Source organism: Saccharospirillum sp. HFRX-2, from assembly GCF_043196805.1.
In the GTDB taxonomy this organism is placed as follows: Bacteria; Pseudomonadota; Gammaproteobacteria; order Pseudomonadales; family Natronospirillaceae; genus Saccharospirillum.
In genome coordinates this window covers 1-14690 of record NZ_JBEBMU010000014.1, presented here as the reverse complement: position 1 = coordinate 14690, position 14690 = coordinate 1, and the positions used below count along the sequence as shown (strand labels likewise).

At 57.2% G+C, this 14690-nt stretch carries 12 protein-coding genes and 2 tRNA genes; 10 read left to right on the top strand and 4 right to left on the bottom strand.

Annotation, left to right across the window (positions count from 1 at the left end):
- Positions 1-2: 2 nt before the first annotated feature.
- From ABMA60_RS17985 to ABMA60_RS17975, 3 genes are read right to left on the bottom strand one after another with little or no spacing between them, the layout of a single operon-like run.
- Positions 3-644: an ATP-binding cassette domain-containing protein gene (locus ABMA60_RS17985; protein ID WP_392806148.1), complete on the bottom strand. Its 642-nt coding sequence runs from the start codon at positions 642-644 to the stop codon at positions 3-5.
- Between the two features lie 5 nt (positions 645-649).
- Positions 650-2365 carry an ABC transporter permease gene (locus tag ABMA60_RS17980; RefSeq protein ID WP_392806145.1) on the bottom strand — a complete coding sequence of 572 codons (1716 nt, stop codon included), beginning with the start codon at positions 2363-2365 and terminating at the stop codon, positions 650-652.
- On the bottom strand, positions 2362-3552 hold the full coding sequence (locus ABMA60_RS17975) for an ABC transporter substrate-binding protein (RefSeq protein ID WP_392806142.1): 1191 nt from the start codon (positions 3550-3552) through the stop codon (positions 2362-2364). The genes ABMA60_RS17980 and ABMA60_RS17975 overlap by 4 nt, the downstream gene beginning before the upstream one ends.
- Before the next feature lie 186 nt (positions 3553-3738).
- Here ABMA60_RS17975 and glnE point away from each other — a divergent pair, with 186 nt between their 5' ends.
- Together glnE and ABMA60_RS17965 are read left to right on the top strand one after the other, a co-directional pair.
- Complete coding sequence (gene glnE / locus ABMA60_RS17970) at positions 3739-6555, top strand: bifunctional [glutamate--ammonia ligase]-adenylyl-L-tyrosine phosphorylase/[glutamate--ammonia-ligase] adenylyltransferase (protein WP_392806139.1); 2817 nt, start codon at positions 3739-3741, stop codon at positions 6553-6555.
- Positions 6556-6657: 102 nt separating this feature from the next.
- Positions 6658-7656, top strand: coding sequence for a branched-chain amino acid aminotransferase (locus tag ABMA60_RS17965; RefSeq protein ID WP_392806136.1), 999 nt, complete (start codon positions 6658-6660; stop codon positions 7654-7656).
- A 60-nt stretch (positions 7657-7716) separates the two neighbouring features.
- On the opposite strand, the gene ABMA60_RS17960 is transcribed toward ABMA60_RS17965, so the two are convergent.
- On the bottom strand, positions 7717-8022 hold the full coding sequence (locus ABMA60_RS17960; RefSeq protein WP_392806133.1) for a YhbY family RNA-binding protein: 306 nt from the start codon (positions 8020-8022) through the stop codon (positions 7717-7719).
- A gap of 19 nt (positions 8023-8041) precedes the next feature.
- Here ABMA60_RS17960 and rlmE point away from each other — a divergent pair, with 19 nt between their 5' ends.
- The 8 genes from rlmE (at position 8042) to ABMA60_RS17920 (ending at position 14690) form a co-directional block, all read left to right on the top strand.
- Positions 8042-8713: a 23S rRNA (uridine(2552)-2'-O)-methyltransferase RlmE gene (gene rlmE / locus ABMA60_RS17955; RefSeq protein WP_392806130.1), complete on the top strand. Its 672-nt coding sequence runs from the start codon at positions 8042-8044 to the stop codon at positions 8711-8713.
- A 45-nt stretch (positions 8714-8758) separates the two neighbouring features.
- Entirely contained in the window at positions 8759-10669 is a 1911-nt protein-coding gene (ftsH, locus tag ABMA60_RS17950) for an ATP-dependent zinc metalloprotease FtsH (RefSeq protein ID WP_392806127.1), read from the top strand.
- Positions 10670-10744: 75 nt separating this feature from the next.
- On the top strand, positions 10745-11590 hold the full coding sequence (gene folP / locus ABMA60_RS17945; RefSeq protein WP_392806124.1) for a dihydropteroate synthase: 846 nt from the start codon (positions 10745-10747) through the stop codon (positions 11588-11590).
- A 28-nt stretch (positions 11591-11618) separates the two neighbouring features.
- Positions 11619-12968 (top strand): phosphoglucosamine mutase, encoded by a 1350-nt coding sequence (glmM, locus tag ABMA60_RS17940; protein WP_392806121.1) that lies wholly within the window; start codon positions 11619-11621, stop codon positions 12966-12968.
- Between the two features lie 106 nt (positions 12969-13074).
- A complete protein-coding gene (gene tpiA / locus ABMA60_RS17935) occupies positions 13075-13830 on the top strand; it encodes a triose-phosphate isomerase (protein ID WP_392806119.1) in 756 nt (251 codons plus the stop codon).
- A gap of 5 nt (positions 13831-13835) precedes the next feature.
- Positions 13836-14210: a preprotein translocase subunit SecG gene (gene secG / locus ABMA60_RS17930; protein WP_392806117.1), complete on the top strand. Its 375-nt coding sequence runs from the start codon at positions 13836-13838 to the stop codon at positions 14208-14210.
- A gap of 5 nt (positions 14211-14215) precedes the next feature.
- Positions 14216-14302 (top strand) — tRNA-Leu (locus tag ABMA60_RS17925).
- A 311-nt stretch (positions 14303-14613) separates the two neighbouring features.
- Positions 14614-14690: transfer RNA gene (locus ABMA60_RS17920), tRNA-Met, on the top strand.

Here is a 14690-nt window from a genome sequence, read left to right as displayed (position 1 = left end):
GGTTATTCTCCGCTTGGGGCGATCAGTTGCAGTAAGGGGCCCTGGTCAGGGCGGTCCGTTGGATCGTGGGTGACCAGCAAGGCCGGAATACCCAGCTCAGTGATGCGGGCAAACACCCAGTCGCGAAAACTCTCCCGCAATTGCTGATCGAGCTTGGCAAAGGGTTCGTCGAGCAAAATCAGTTGTGGTTCGGCCAACAGCGTGCGCAACAGGCTGACGCGGGCGCGCTGGCCCCCGGACAGGGTAGCGACATCTCGACCTCCCTGGCCTGCCAGGCCAGCGCTCGCCAGTGCCGATTCAATGCGCAAACGCCGTTCGGTTTTGTTTAAGCCCGCCGGTAACCCGAACGCCAGGTTATGGAAAACATCCAGATGCGGAAACAGCAGGTCGTCCTGAAACAGAATGCCGACGCCTCGATCTTCTAATGGCAGTTCCGTTAAGTCGCGGCCGTTCAGTTGTATATCACCTTGGCATTGAAACGCCGGCAGGAGCGTGCCGCAAATAGCGGCCAGCAAGGTCGACTTTCCCGAACCGCTGGGGCCCATGACCGTGGCAATTTCTCCAGCAGCCAGTTGCACGTTGAGTGGCTGAAACAGCGGTTGCTGATCGAGGCAGATAGTCAGTTGCTGTAATTCAAAACTCATGCGGATCAAAACCCACCCTGTTGCAAGTTGCGATGACGACGATAACGCCAGCTCACTACCAGCGCCGCCAGGGCAAAGCCCAGTAACGGCAAACCTTGTTGCGCCAGTGCATAGACGGCTGCGGTGCGACGATCGCTGCCACTGGCGAGACTGACAGCTTCGGTGGTGAGGCTGGCAAAGCGCCCGCCGCCAATAAAGAGTGTCGGCAGATATTGCGCCACCGAAACGGCGAACCCAGTGGCCAGCGTGTAGCCGATCGGCCGCCATAACATGCCCAGCTTGATGCGCCACCAGGCGTGCCAGCGCGAGCCGCTGAGGGTTTGCGCCAGCCAGCTGTAGCGATCATCAAAGGCGCGGTAGGGGCCGCTGAGCGTGAGAAAGGTATAGGGCAGCACAAACACCAGATGTGACCAGACCAGAACCCACCAGTGACGATCCAGATTGAACCAGATCAGCGTCACCTGAAAGCCAAACAGAAAGGCGATCTGCGGTACCAGCAACGGCAAGTACAGCAACCAGAGCAGACGCTGAGCGTTAAAATCACGTCGTTGATAGTTCAGCCGGACCTCGTTTTCCAGCGCTGCCATCACCAAAACCAACGCAATCATGGCCGCACAGAGGCCGGTACTTAAGGTCAGCCAAAGCGCTGAGCCGAGTTGCTGTGGCGCGTTTTGCCAGTGACTCAGATCGAACTGCGGCAAGGCATCGGGAAAGCGCCAGGCTCCGGCCAGTGACCACAATAGCAGCACCAGCAGAGCGCCACCGTAAGCCACAGCGCCAATCCCGAGCACTAGAGTGGCCAACGGCCGCAAGCCAGGCGAACGCCGCCAGCGCTGACCCGAACGGACTGACTGCTGTCGCCAGAAACGCACCAGCGGTTCCAGCAAGCGCAGGCAGAGCAGTACCGCCAAGGTCAGTGCCAGCAAGGCGGTGGCGCCGGCTGCGCCGGGTAAGCGCAACAACAGATCGGGGTCGTTAAAGAGTCGGTTGACCAGCACCGCCAGCGTCGGTGGCGTGGTCGGCCCGGCGATCAGCGCCAGATCGACGACGGAAAGGTTATAGGCCGCGACGGCAAAAAAAGGCAGTCGCAAGCGGGGATACAGCTGAGGCCAGAGCAGGGTCAGCCAGATTTTAGCGCGGCCATAACCCAGACTGCGTCCGAGCCAGAGTGTCTGCGACACCTTGAGCGACGGCAGTGACGCCAGCGCCATAAAGAGTAGAAAAGGCGTCTCTTTCAACGCCAGCACCAGCATTAAACTGATGCCCCAGGGATCCTGAAAGGTCAGCCAATTGGGCGGGTATGCTGGCACACCAGTGAGGCTGGCAAAGAGCCGCATCAACCAGCCGCTGGGCGTGATGAGAAACCCCAAACCGATGGCAAAGGCGGCATGAGGTACCGACAGCACCGGCGCCAGCCAACGCTCCAGACGACGAAACAAGCGCGATGGATAGAACGCCATCAGCATCAGCAACATGGCCGTGAGCGCCAATAAGGCGGAGCCGAGGCCGGTGATCAGGGTCAGTTGGACGGCGCTGAAAAAACCCGGATAAGCGAAGAGGTCGTACCAGGGTTGCAGGCTAAAACGGTATTGGCCCAGCGCCGGAAACCAGCCAAAAGCCGGCAGCCAGGTGCCGGCCAGGCCGACGCTGACCGGTATCAAAAACACCGCCAGCGTCAGGGTGGGGACCCAACTGAGATTGAAGCGTGGCGCCCAACTCAACGGGCGTAGCGTTCCAGCCAGGCTTGTTCCAGAGCGCCGACCCAAGAGGCGTGTGGCTCGCGCAATACGGCGCCCAACTCGTCCGGCGATAAGGTGGCAGCGCCCAGTGGCAGAGCCTCAAACAGGGCGCTTTGTTCGGCGCTCAGTTTGTTCATCGCCAGCACAGTGGGATCACCCCAGACGTTGGTGTTGGCTTTGCGTGCCTGAGCTTCTGGCGACATCAGGAAGTTGGCAACCACTTGCGCGGCGGCGCTGTGGCTGCTGTTGTAAGGAATGGCGACAAAGTGGGTGTTGCCGATGGAGCCGGCATCGTGCACGTAGGTGCGCACGCTGTCGGGCAGTTCGCCATTGGCGATGGCGTTACTGGCGTCGTTGGGATTAAAGCTCAGGGAAATGACGATTTCACCGTCGGCCAGCAGCCGCTGCATTTCCGGTGCGCCGTTAGTGAAGGTCTGGCCGCGACGCCACATCAGCGGATGCAGTTCATCCAGAAACGCCCACAACGGTTCGGTAACTGCATCGAAATCAGCCTGCTCGACCGGCTGATAGAGAGCGTCGGGCGAAGCCGTTAACTCCAGCAACGCCTGCTTCAAAAAGGTGGTGCCATGAAAGGCGGGCGGTGCCGGGTAGGTGAAGCGGCCCGGATTGTCATGGGCAAACTCCAGCAGTTGCGCCATGGATGCCGGTGGCGTATCCAGTCGCGCGCTGTCGTACATAAACACCAGTTGTGCCATGCCCCAGGGCGCTTCGAGATGATCGACCGGGGTGGTGAAATCGAAGCGAGTCGTCGGTTTGTTCTCGGTATCCACCAGGGCGTAGTTCGGCAGGTCTTGAGTGAAGGGACCGAACAACAAATCATTGGCTTTCATGGCGGCGAAGTTTTCGCCGTTGATCCAAACCAGATCGACCGAGCCGTTGGCATCGCGGCCCGCGGTTTTCTCCGACAACACCTGGCTGACCACAGCACCGGTTTCCGCCACTTTGACGTGCTCCAGATTAACGCCGTATTCCTGCTCCACTCGATCAGCAACCCAGCTCAGGTAATCGTTGATCGGCTGGCTGCCGCCCCAGGCATGGAAATAAACCGTTTGGCCGTTGGCTTCGTCGAGTATGTCTTGCCAGTCGTCAGCCCAGGTAGAACAACTCAGGGCAGTAAGAGTGGTGAACAGCAATGCTAAGCGTTTCATGGAATATCCTTAAGCAGGGATCGATCACGGCGAATGATGGTACCTCAAGCAGACGGCGTCTTGGGGTCTAAAGTTCCTTAATTCGTTGTCGCTATGCATTTGGATGACTGTCGTTTGGCTGGCGCTAGGCTTGACAGTCTGTACCCGGCTGCCGAGCCTGTGTGCCCTTGGATTTAGGAGTTCCTGATGATCGACGCCAATCACCCGCTGACCGACCAGGCTGCCTGGCAAGCCCTGACAGAAGATCAACAACAGGTGCTTGAAAAAGCGGTGCTGTGCAGTCCGTGGTTGGCGCAATGGCTGGAAGGTCGTGAGTCGCAATGGGTTGATTTCGCCAACAGTCTGCAAGTTGATGTAGACGCTGTTGAGCAGTTGCGAGCGCGCAGTCGGGATTGGTCGCTGGATAACGAAGCTCAGGTGCTTGCCGATTTACGTCAATGGCGCAACTGGCACCTGGCGCGGCTGATCGTACGCGATGCTGCGGGCTTAAGTAATGTGCGCCAAACGGCCCGGGCGGTTTCCGATCTGGCCGATGTTGCCATTGGCGAGGCGCTGGATTATGCGCATCGTTTTTGGGCGCAACAGTGGGGTGAACCCGGACCTTCCGATTACGGTGAAGATCAACAGCAGTTGGTGGTTTTGGCCATGGGTAAACATGGCGCGCGCGAACTGAATTTATCGTCCGACATCGATTTGATTTTTGCCTTTCCCAGTCAGGGTGAAACCAGTGCCGGTAACAGCCACGAAGCGTTTTTTACCCGCGTCGGGCGCAAGCTGATTCAGCTGTTGGATGTGCGTACCGAAGACGGTTTTGTGTTTCGCGTCGATATGCGATTGCGCCCCTGGGGACAAAGCGGCGCACTGGTCAGCAACTTCAACGCCATGCAGCGTTACTACACTCAGCAAGGTCGTGAGTGGGAGCGCTACGCCATGATCAAGGCGCGGCCGGTCACTGGCGCGCCCGCTGCCTGCGAAGCGCTGATGGCGGAATTAAAGCCTTTTGTTTATCGGCGCTATGTCGATTTTCAGGCGCTGGGTGCGCTGCGCCGACTCAAAGATTTGATTCAAAAAGAAGTTCGGCGTCAGGGTTTGGAAGACAACATCAAACTCGGCCGTGGTGGGATTCGCGAAGTCGAATTTATCACCCAGGCGTTTCAATTAATTCGCGGCGGACAGGATACCGACTTGCAGCAGACCGGAACCTGGCCGGTGCTGAAATTATTGTCCGGCGAAGGCTATTTGCCCGCGGGCGTGGTCGAGGAATTAACCGCCGGGTACGACTTTTTACGCGACCTGGAACACCGCATTCAGGCGCTTCATGACGAACAAACCCAGCGTCTTCCTGCTGACCCAAAGGACCTGGAACGTTTGGCGTTCAGTCTGGGGCTGGCCAATACCGAAGCCCTACTCGCCAAGCTTGAGCAGCACCGCGAACGCATTCACTTTCATTTCAGTCAGGTTGTCGCCGAAGACAGCGCCGCCGATGCTGATGCCGAGTCTCACTGGCTGGCCTATTGGCAAGACCCGACCGCGCAACCGGAACAATTACCCGAGGCTGCCGCCGAAGCGGTGCAGGCATTTCGTAATGAACCGGCGGTGGTTCGGCTGGAAGGTGAAGGTCGCGCCAATCTGGATCGGTTAATGCCCCTGCTGTTGACCGAACTGGCGCGCACCCATCAACTGGACAATGGTTTTATCGCCATTCGTCCCATTCTCGAAGCGGTGTTGCGGCGCAGCGTTTATTTTGTGCTGCTGGTGGAAAATCCGGAGGCGTTGCGTCAGTTGTGTCGTCTGGCGCCAGCGTCATCCTGGATTGCCGATCTGCTGGAAAACAAACCCTATTTGCTTGATGAGCTGACCGACCCGGACAGCCTGTATCGTTTGCCCGATAAGGTCGAATTAAAAGACGAGCTGTTGCAGATGTTGTTGCGCATTCCCGGCGACGATCTGGAGCAGCAGATGGAGGTGATGCGTCATTTTCGTCATGGCCGGGTACTGCGGGCTGCGGCCTGCGAAGTCACCGAATCTTTGCCGCTGATGAACATTTCTGATTATCTCGCCTGGGTGGGCGAGGTCGTGGTGGAGCAGGCTTTGGCGCTGGCCTGGCAGCAGATGGTGGAGCGGCATGGTCGCCCCAGTCGCGATAACGGTGATTGGTGCGAGCTGGATTTCGCGGTCATTGCCTACGGCAAGATGGGCGGTCTGGAGTTGTCTTATGAATCGGATCTCGATCTGGTGTTTTTGCACGATGCCGCCAGTCAGGGTGAAACCGAAGGGCCTAAAGTCATCGACAACAGTCTGTTTATGGCGCGCCTGGGCCAGAAACTGATTCATCTGTTGTCGGCACAAACACCGTCCGGCAACCTTTATGAAGTCGACGCCCGCTTGCGGCCATCGGGCAATTCTGGCTTGCTGGTCAGCAGCCTGGCGGCCTTTGCCAAATATCAGAACAACCAGGCCTGGACCTGGGAACACCAAGCCCTGGTGCGGGCGCGTTGCATTGCCGGGGATCCTGAAATTAAACAGCACTTTGAACAGATTCGCGCGGACGTATTGCAGCATCATCGCGATCGGGAAACGCTGCGCCAGGAAGTGGTTAAGATGCGCGCCAAGATGACCCGCCATCTGAGCAGTTCAGACAACACTCTGTTCGATATAAAGCAGGATGCCGGCGGTATCGTCGATGTGGAATTTATGGTGCAATATGGCGTCTTATCATGGGCTGCGGACTACCCGGAACTGACGCGCTGGTCGGACAACATTCGTTGTCTTGAGCAACTGCATCGAGTGGGTTATCTGAGCGAAGCTGAGCATCGTCGTTTGCTGTCTGCCTACCTGGTTTTGCGCCGCGAGGTGCATCAACGTATTTTGCAGCGCGAGGCTAATGTGCTTGAAGGTGCGCAGATCAGTGCTGAACTTGCCGGCGTTCGCGAGGCAGTCACTGACTGCTGGCAAGCCCTGATGGAAGCGTCGCCCCGTCAGCCTGAGCGCCGTTCGGAGTGATGTGAAGGAGCTTTGGGGGATTACTCAAAGACTCCTTAAGGGTCGCCGGTGTCGCCGGCGCTGTTAATGGTCCGTCCGGACCCTGGAAATTTGGAAATCAAGATGGCCGCATTTGGAACCGTTTTTATGCCGCAGATGGCGCAGGCCCGGTACGAGGGTGGGCGTTGGTCGTCGACTGAAATCGTCCCGTCCGACGCGCTTACGCTCCATCCTGGCGCGCATGTTCTGCATTATTCCAGTACCTGTTTTGAAGGCCTGAAAGCCTTTCGCCACGCCGATGGTTCGGTGAAGCTGTTTCGTGTGGAAGCCAACGTAGAGCGTTTGGCCCAGAGCAGCCGTTTGCTGAATTTACCGGCGATCGATAAAGCCCAATTGACTGAGATGATTGTTGATATTGTGGCGCGCTTTAAAGATGAAGTGCCGCAAGCGCCGGGCTCGATGTATATTCGCCCGACCCATATCGGCACCGAAGCGGCCATCGGTAAGGCCGCTGCACCGACCGATACGTCGCTGCTCTATGTGTTGTTGTCACCCGTGGGTGATTATTTCAGTGGCGGCGGTGGCGGTCTGACGTTGTTGCTGGAAGAGGACGGCATGCGTTGCGCGGCTCATATGGGCATGGTCAAAAGCGGTGGTAACTACGCCTCTGCCTTGACGCCCATTCTGACGGCCAAGGCCGAGTACGAAGCCGATCAGGTATTGTTCTGTCCGGGCGGTGATGTCCAGGAAACTGGCGCGGCCAACTTTATTTTGATCGACGGCAACGAAATCATCACCAAAGGCCTGGATCGTTCCTTCCTGCACGGTATTACCCGCGATTCATTGCTGACATTGGCGCGGGATCGCGGCATGACGGTGAGCGAACGCAACTTGACGGTTGATGAGTTGCTGGAACGTGCGGCCAAACCCGGCACCGAAGCGGCTCTGTCGGGAACTGCAGCCGTGCTAACACCGGTCAGTCGATTGATCCGTCATGGTGAGTCCTATCCGGTGGGCGCCGGCAAACCCGGCCCGACCACTGAAGCATTGCGCCTGGCGCTGAATCAGGTGCAGTGGGGCGAAGCGCCGGATGAGCACAACTGGCTGACGCCAGTGGGCTGAACGCAGAACGGGAGACGCTTAACGCTATTTTGCGTCTCCCGTCTCCCGTTCAGCGTCTTCCTAAACTCTTAACAAATTAGACAACTTCGGATTCGGCTTGTCTTCGCGGCGTAGCAAGAGTGCGACGTGCCCAATGGACTGCACCAGAGTAGCGTCCAGTTGTTCGCAAACCGAAGCAATGGCGGCCTTCTTCTCATCGCGGTCAGCCAGGTTGACCTTAATCTTGATCAGTTCGTGATCGCGCAGCGCCCGGTCGATTTCCGCCAGAACGGATTCGGTCAGGCCCTTTTCGGCAACGGTGACCAAAGGATTCAAGTCGTGACCGATGGCCCGGTAGCGTTTTTTCTGTTCCTGATTCAAACTCATTTCACTTAATTCCAACTCGATGCGTGCAAGCGCGCCATTGTACGTTACAACCGCCCAAACGAGGAAACCCGTGGCCCGATCTAAAAGCAGCAATGACTGGCTGCGCGAACATTTTGATGATCAGTATGTGCGCCAAGCGCAGCAGGATGGCTTCCGCAGTCGCGCCAGCTACAAACTGATTGAGATCATAGAGAAAGACAATCTGCTCAAGCCGGGCATGACTGTGGTTGACTTGGGCTCAGCGCCCGGTGGTTGGTCACAAGTGGCTGCTCGCGCCGTCGGTGACGAGGGGCGCGTCTTTGCGTCCGATATTCTGGATATGGACCCGGTTCCTGGCGTCGAATTCATTCAGGGTGACTTTACCGAACAGGACGTCTACGACGCCCTGCTGGCGCTGATCGGCGAGCGTCCGGTGGATCTTGTAATCTCCGACATGGCCCCCAACATGAGCGGAGTGGCTGCGGTTGACCAACCGGCTGCCATCTACCTGGTCGAATTGGCAATGGAGATGGCAACAGCTATCCTGAGGCCCGGCGGTAATTTTGTTGCCAAGGTCTTTCACGGCGAAGGCTTCGACGACTACGTCAAGGCCGCCCGTCAGGCTTTCACGCGTGTGGTGATGCGCAAACCGAAATCATCACGTGCCCGCTCCCGCGAGACTTATCTGGTTGCCCAGGGGTTCCGGGGTTAAGCGACAACGCAGCGATGCTGCAAAGAATGAGTAAAGTAGAACCTTATGGCTAAGAATCTAGTTCTCTGGTTGATCATAGCGGCGGTGCTGCTGGCGGTGTTCAATAACTTCGACATGGCGCCCAGTACCGAAGAGATGAGCTACTCCCGCTTCGTCCAACAGGTCGAGCAGGACCAGATCCGTTCAGTGACCTATCAGGGTTTGAACATCCAGGGCATTCGTCGCGATGGTTCGAGTTTCGATACCGTTCGCCCGCCTTATGTGGATGACTCCCAACTGATCGACCAGATGATCCAGCACAACGTCGATGTGGTGTCCAAGCAGCCGGAGCAGCAGAGCATCTGGACTCAGTTGCTGGTCGCAGCTTTCCCAATCCTGATCATTCTGGCGGTATTCATGTTCTTTATGCGCCAGATGCAAGGCGGCGCGGGCGGCGGCAAAGGCCCGATGAGCTTTGGTAAAAGCAAAGCCAAGATGCTCAGTGAAGATCAGATCAAAACCACCTTCGCCGATGTGGCGGGTGTAGAAGAAGCCAAAGAAGACGTACAGGAACTGGTTGAGTTCCTGCGCGATCCGGGTAAATACCAGCGTCTGGGCGGCACCATTCCGCGTGGCGTGCTGATGGTGGGCCCTCCTGGTACTGGTAAAACGCTGCTGGCTAAAGCCATTGCCGGTGAAGCCAAGGTACCGTTCTTCTCCATTTCCGGTTCTGACTTCGTTGAGATGTTCGTCGGTGTGGGTGCATCCCGTGTCCGCGACATGTTTGACCAGGCTAAGAAACAAGCGCCGTGCATTATCTTTATCGATGAGATTGATGCCGTTGGCCGTTCGCGCGGTGTTGGCATCGGCGGCGGCAACGACGAACGCGAGCAGACATTGAACCAGTTGCTGGTCGAAATGGACGGCTTTGAAGTTAACGATGGCGTCATCGTTATTGCTGCAACCAACCGTCCCGACGTGCTCGACCCCGCCTTGCTGCGTCCGGGTCGTTTCGACCGTCAGGTCGTGGTCGGCCTGCCCGATATCCGTGGTCGTGAGCAAATTCTGAAAGTGCACATGCGCAAGATTCCGGTGGCTGACGATGTGAATGCTGCGGTGATTGCTCGTGGTACGCCCGGTTTCTCCGGTGCCGATCTGGCTAACCTCTGTAACGAAGCCTCCTTGTTTGCCGCTCGTCTGAGTCGTCGCGTGGTCAGCATGGAAGAGTTTGATCGGGCCAAAGACAAAATCATGATGGGCGCTGAGCGCAAATCCATGGTGATGTCTGAGAAAGAAAAGATTAATACCGCCTATCACGAATCCGGCCACGCCATTATTGGCCGTCTGGTGCCTGAGCATGACCCGGTCTATAAGGTGTCGATCATCCCGCGCGGTCGTGCCTTGGGTGTGACCATGTACTTGCCTGAAGAAGATCGTTACTCGGTCAGCAAACGTCATCTGGAAAGCCAGATTTGCAGCCTCTACGGCGGTCGTATTGCCGAGGAGATGACCAACGGCGTCGATGGCGTGACCACCGGCGCGTCGAACGACATCGAACGGGCGACGCAGTTGGCGCGCAATATGGTTACCAAGTGGGGCCTGAGTGAACTCGGTGCTCAGCAGTTTGAAGAAGAGCAGCAGGGTTATCTGGGTGACCAGGGCTCCATGTCCAAAGTCTCCGGTGAAACGGCCAAGGCAGTGGATGCCGAGATCAAACGGATTCTCGATAAGTGCTACAAAACCGCTTACGACCTGTTGGAAGGTAATCGTGACAAGCTCGAAGCGATGAAAGATGCGTTGATGGAATATGAAACCATCGACGCCGAACAGATCGAAGCGATCATGAACGGCAATAAGCCGAACCCGCCGAAAGGTTGGGAAGATCGCAACAAAGGCGGCCCGGACCCTGATCCGGCACCGGCTGGTCAAACGGCTGATGATGATAGCGAGCTGAATCGCGAAGGTCAGGCGGAGTAAGTAGGAACTGACAAGCCAGATTAAACGGCGCTCCGGCGCCGTTTTTTTATGTGCGCGCACCAGTGAGAGAGTGGAATGAACAGTTGGCAGCAGTGGCGTTGTGGTAATCGAACCCTGGACTTGAGTCGCACTCAGGTCATGGGTGTGCTGAATGTGACCCCGGACAGCTTTTCCGATGGTGGTCGGTTTGTCGGTCAAGACGCAGCCATTCGCCACGCCGAGGCTATGGTGGAGGCCGGCGCTGCCTTGATCGATATCGGCGGCGAAAGCACGCGGCCCGGTGCTGCCGAAGTCAGCGTGCAGCAGGAGTTGGATCGGGTTTTGCCGGTGGTTGAAGCCTTGGCAGGACGGGTCGATGCGGCCTTGTCGGTTGATACCAGTACGCCGGAAGTGATGCGTGACAGTGCTCGACTGGGCGCGCATCTGATCAATGACGTGCGCGCTTTATCCCGCCCCGGTGCGATACAGGCGGCGGTCGATACGGGCTTGCCGGTCTGTCTGATGCACATGCAGGGACAACCGGGCACCATGCAATTGAGCCCGCAATACGCCGATGTGGTGGCGGAAGTCGAGCGCTATTTAGGCGAGCGTATCGCTGCCTGTGAGGCCGCCGGTCTGCGTCGTCAACAACTTATGGTTGACCCGGGGTTTGGCTTTGGCAAAACGGTAGGTCACAATCTGGCGCTGCTTGATCAACTGGCTCGTTTCCGCGCTTTCGATTGCCCGATTCTGGTGGGTATGTCGCGCAAATCCATGATTGGTGATGTTTTGGGGAAACCGGTCGATCAGCGTCTGTATGGCAGCTTGGCCGTCGCCGTTACCGCGGCTTTGAAAGGGGCGGCCATTGTGCGGGTGCACGATGTGGCTGAAACCGTCGATGCCATCACCATGACCAACGCCGTCCAGCACGGTGTCGATTAGCACCGCTTTATAGGGAGAAACACTCCAGGTGAGTGACGTAAAACGTTATTTTGGAACCGATGGTATTCGGGGTCGGGTTGGCCAGGGTGTGATCACTCCTGACTTTGTGTTGAAGCTGGGTTGGGCGGCCGGTCGTGTTTTTGCGCGTGAAGGCAAGGGCCGCATTCTGATCGGTAAAGACACCCGTATTTCCGGCTATATGTTCGAATCGGTATTGGAATCAGGCTTGTCGGCGGCGGGTTGCGACAGCTTGCTGGTCGGGCCGATGCCGACGCCAGCCATTGCCTACCTGACGCGCGCTTTTCACGCCGATGCCGGCATCGTTATTTCAGCGTCACACAATCCCTACTACGACAATGGCATTAAGTTCTTTTCCGCCGCCGGTACCAAACTGCCCGATGAGCTTGAACTGGCTATCGAAGCAGAACTTGAATTAGCGTTGACGACGGCGGAAAGCGATCAGCTGGGTAAAGCCAATCGCATTCCCGATGCCGGTGGTCGTTATGTCGAATTCTGCAAAAGCACCGCCGGCTATATCGGTTTGGGTGGGCTGAAGATCGTGCTCGATTGTGCCCATGGTGCCACTTACGACGTGGCTCCCAAGGTGTTTCGGGAGCTAGGCGCCAAGGTCAGCGTTATCGGTGCTCAGCCAGACGGTTTGAACATTAACGAAGGGGTGGGCTCGACTCATCCGGCCAACCTTCAGCGTGCCGTTCTGGAACAGCAGGCTGACCTGGGTATCGCCTTCGATGGTGACGGCGACCGGTTATTAATGGTTGATGGGGATGGCGAATTGGTCGATGGCGATGAGTTGCTGTACATCCTCGCCGTGCACATGAAAGCAACGGGCCAACTGGCCGGTGGCGTCGTTGGTACTTTGATGACCAATCTCGGACTGGTGGTGGCGCTGGAGCGCGAAGGTATTGAGTTGGTTCGCGCTCAGGTTGGTGATCGTTACGTGCTGGAGCAACTGAACGAGCGTGGCTGGAATCTGGGTGGTGAAAATTCAGGTCACCTGGTGTGCAAACATGTCACCACCACGGGTGACGGTATCGTTTCAGCGTTGCAGGTTTTGTGCGCGCTGATCCAGGCGGATCAGACGCTGTCGCAAGCCAAATCGGGTATGCGCAAATTTCCGCAGGTGATGATTAACGTTCAAATGCCGCAGAAAAAAGACGTCCTGTCATTGCCATCTGTGGTCAATGCCGTGGCTCATGCAGAAGCCACTCTTGGGCGCAGCGGTCGTGTCTTGTTGCGTCCGTCAGGAACTGAGCCGCTGGTTCGGGTGATGGTTGAAGGCGAAGACGTAGCACTGGTCAAGCGCACCTGTCGTGAATTGGCCGCTCAGGTGGAAGCCGCTGTGCAGGAAGCCGTTTAAGGCTTCTGGGCTAAGCCCTTGTTTTGAAACCACTCTTTTTTGAGATCAGCTTGCCCATGGCAGGCAAAGGAAGTACACTCTGCGCCCGTTTTGAGGGAGGCCTGCAATGCGCCGCAAGCTGGTAGCCGCAAACTGGAAGATGAATGGCAGCAAAGCTCAGACTGAGAGTCTGTTAAATGCTTTTGTTGCCGGCATTGATGCAAAAGCCATGGACGCGGTGGTGTTTCCACCCGCGTTGTACGTTGCTCAGGTTGCCCAGATGTTAAACGGCACCGGCATCGAGTGGGGCACTCAAAACGTTCATGCCGCAGAGAAGGGCGCCTACACCGGTGAACTGTCTCTGGGCATGGTGAAAGATTTTGGCTGTCGCTATGTATTGATTGGTCACTCCGAGCGTCGTGAACTCTTTGCAGAGAGCAACGCCGATACGGCGACCAAGGTGGCAGCGGCACTGGCTGCGGATGTAACGCCGATGCTGTGCGTTGGTGAGACGCTGGCAGAACGTGAAACCGACACCACCGAACAGGTGGTTGGTGAGCAGCTGGATGCGGTACTGAACGAAGTGGGTATTGCTGCGTTCAAGCGCATCGTTATCGCATACGAGCCGGTTTGGGCGATCGGTACGGGCAAGACAGCATCGCCGGAACAGGCTCAGGCCGTGCATGCTTTTATTCGCGGTCGCCTGGCTCAGGCTGATGCGGAAGTGGCGGCGCAGAGTCGTGTTTTATACGGCGGCAGTGTTAAGGCCGCTAACGCTCAGGAATTGTTTCAGCAGCCGGATATTGATGGCGGGCTGGTCGGCGGGGCTTCCCTGTTGGCTGATGAGTTCGTTGCCATCTGTCAGGCTGCAGCAGAGGTCTAACGGATATGATGGTTGAGAATCTGGTTTTGGTTGTGCACGTCTGCCTGGCCGTTGCTGTGGTCGGTTTCGTGCTGATCCAGCGCGGTAAGGGTGCGGATGCTGGTGCTTCCTTTGGTGGCGGCGCATCTCAGACGGTTTTTGGCAGTGGCGGCAGCGGTAACTTCCTGACTCGCACCACCGCCATTTTGGCAACCGGCTTTTTCCTGACCAGCTTTGGCCTGGCTTATATTGCCAAGCAAAAGGCAAGTGGTCTGGATGATTTGGGCCTGGATATTCCCGCTGCAGAACAGAGCGTGAATACTCAGTCCGAAACGGCGGGTGATCTTGGTGAGATCCCGGCTGGTGAAGGCAGTTCAACATCGGAAGTACCTGCCGAGTAAGTTTTGCCGACGTGGTGGAATTGGTAGACACGCCATCTTGAGGGGGTGGTGGGCTTTTGCCCGTGCTAGTTCGAGTCTAGTCGTCGGCACCAATACCCGGGCCTGGTTTCCAGGCCCGTTTTCTTTCTCCCGGACTCTTTGGTCTGGGCAGCCTTGAAAGTCGAGTGACGCATCCCTATAATTCGCGCCGCCCGTGGGATGATCCTTAGTGGGAGTCACCCAGTTTGAGGCCACCGGAAACAGGTTCCGGGATATAAATTAACCTGAAAGTTTGATGCGGGGTGGAGCAGTCTGGTAGCTCGTCGGGCTCCTACACCGCAAAAGTCGAAGGGAGTTTTAACGACCTTCGGCTTATGAGACCGACCCGGCCAGGTTCCGGGATACAAATAACCTGAAAGTTTGATGCGGGGTGGAGCAGTCTGGTAGCTCGTCGGGCTCATAACCCGAAGGTCGTAGGTTCAAATCCTGCCCCCGCTACCA

Bases quoted from the DNA above. Each gene is read 5' to 3' on its own strand.
- ABMA60_RS17985 (WP_392806148.1), bottom strand. From the start codon at position 644: ATGAGTTTTGAATTACAGCAACTGACTATCTGCCTCGATCAGCAACCG.
- ABMA60_RS17975 (WP_392806142.1), bottom strand. From the start codon at position 3,552: ATGAAACGCTTAGCATTGCTGTTCACCACTCTTACTGCCCTGAGTTGT.
- glnE (WP_392806139.1), top strand. From the start codon at position 3,739: ATGATCGACGCCAATCACCCGCTGACCGACCAGGCTGCCTGGCAAGCC.
- ABMA60_RS17965 (WP_392806136.1), top strand. From the start codon at position 6,658: ATGGCCGCATTTGGAACCGTTTTTATGCCGCAGATGGCGCAGGCCCGG.
- ABMA60_RS17960 (WP_392806133.1), bottom strand. From the start codon at position 8,022: ATGAGTTTGAATCAGGAACAGAAAAAACGCTACCGGGCCATCGGTCAC.
- rlmE (WP_392806130.1), top strand. From the start codon at position 8,042: ATGCGTGCAAGCGCGCCATTGTACGTTACAACCGCCCAAACGAGGAAA.
- ftsH (WP_392806127.1), top strand. From the start codon at position 8,759: ATGGCTAAGAATCTAGTTCTCTGGTTGATCATAGCGGCGGTGCTGCTG.
- folP (WP_392806124.1), top strand. From the start codon at position 10,745: ATGAACAGTTGGCAGCAGTGGCGTTGTGGTAATCGAACCCTGGACTTG.
- tpiA (WP_392806119.1), top strand. From the start codon at position 13,075: ATGCGCCGCAAGCTGGTAGCCGCAAACTGGAAGATGAATGGCAGCAAA.
- secG (WP_392806117.1), top strand. From the start codon at position 13,836: ATGATGGTTGAGAATCTGGTTTTGGTTGTGCACGTCTGCCTGGCCGTT.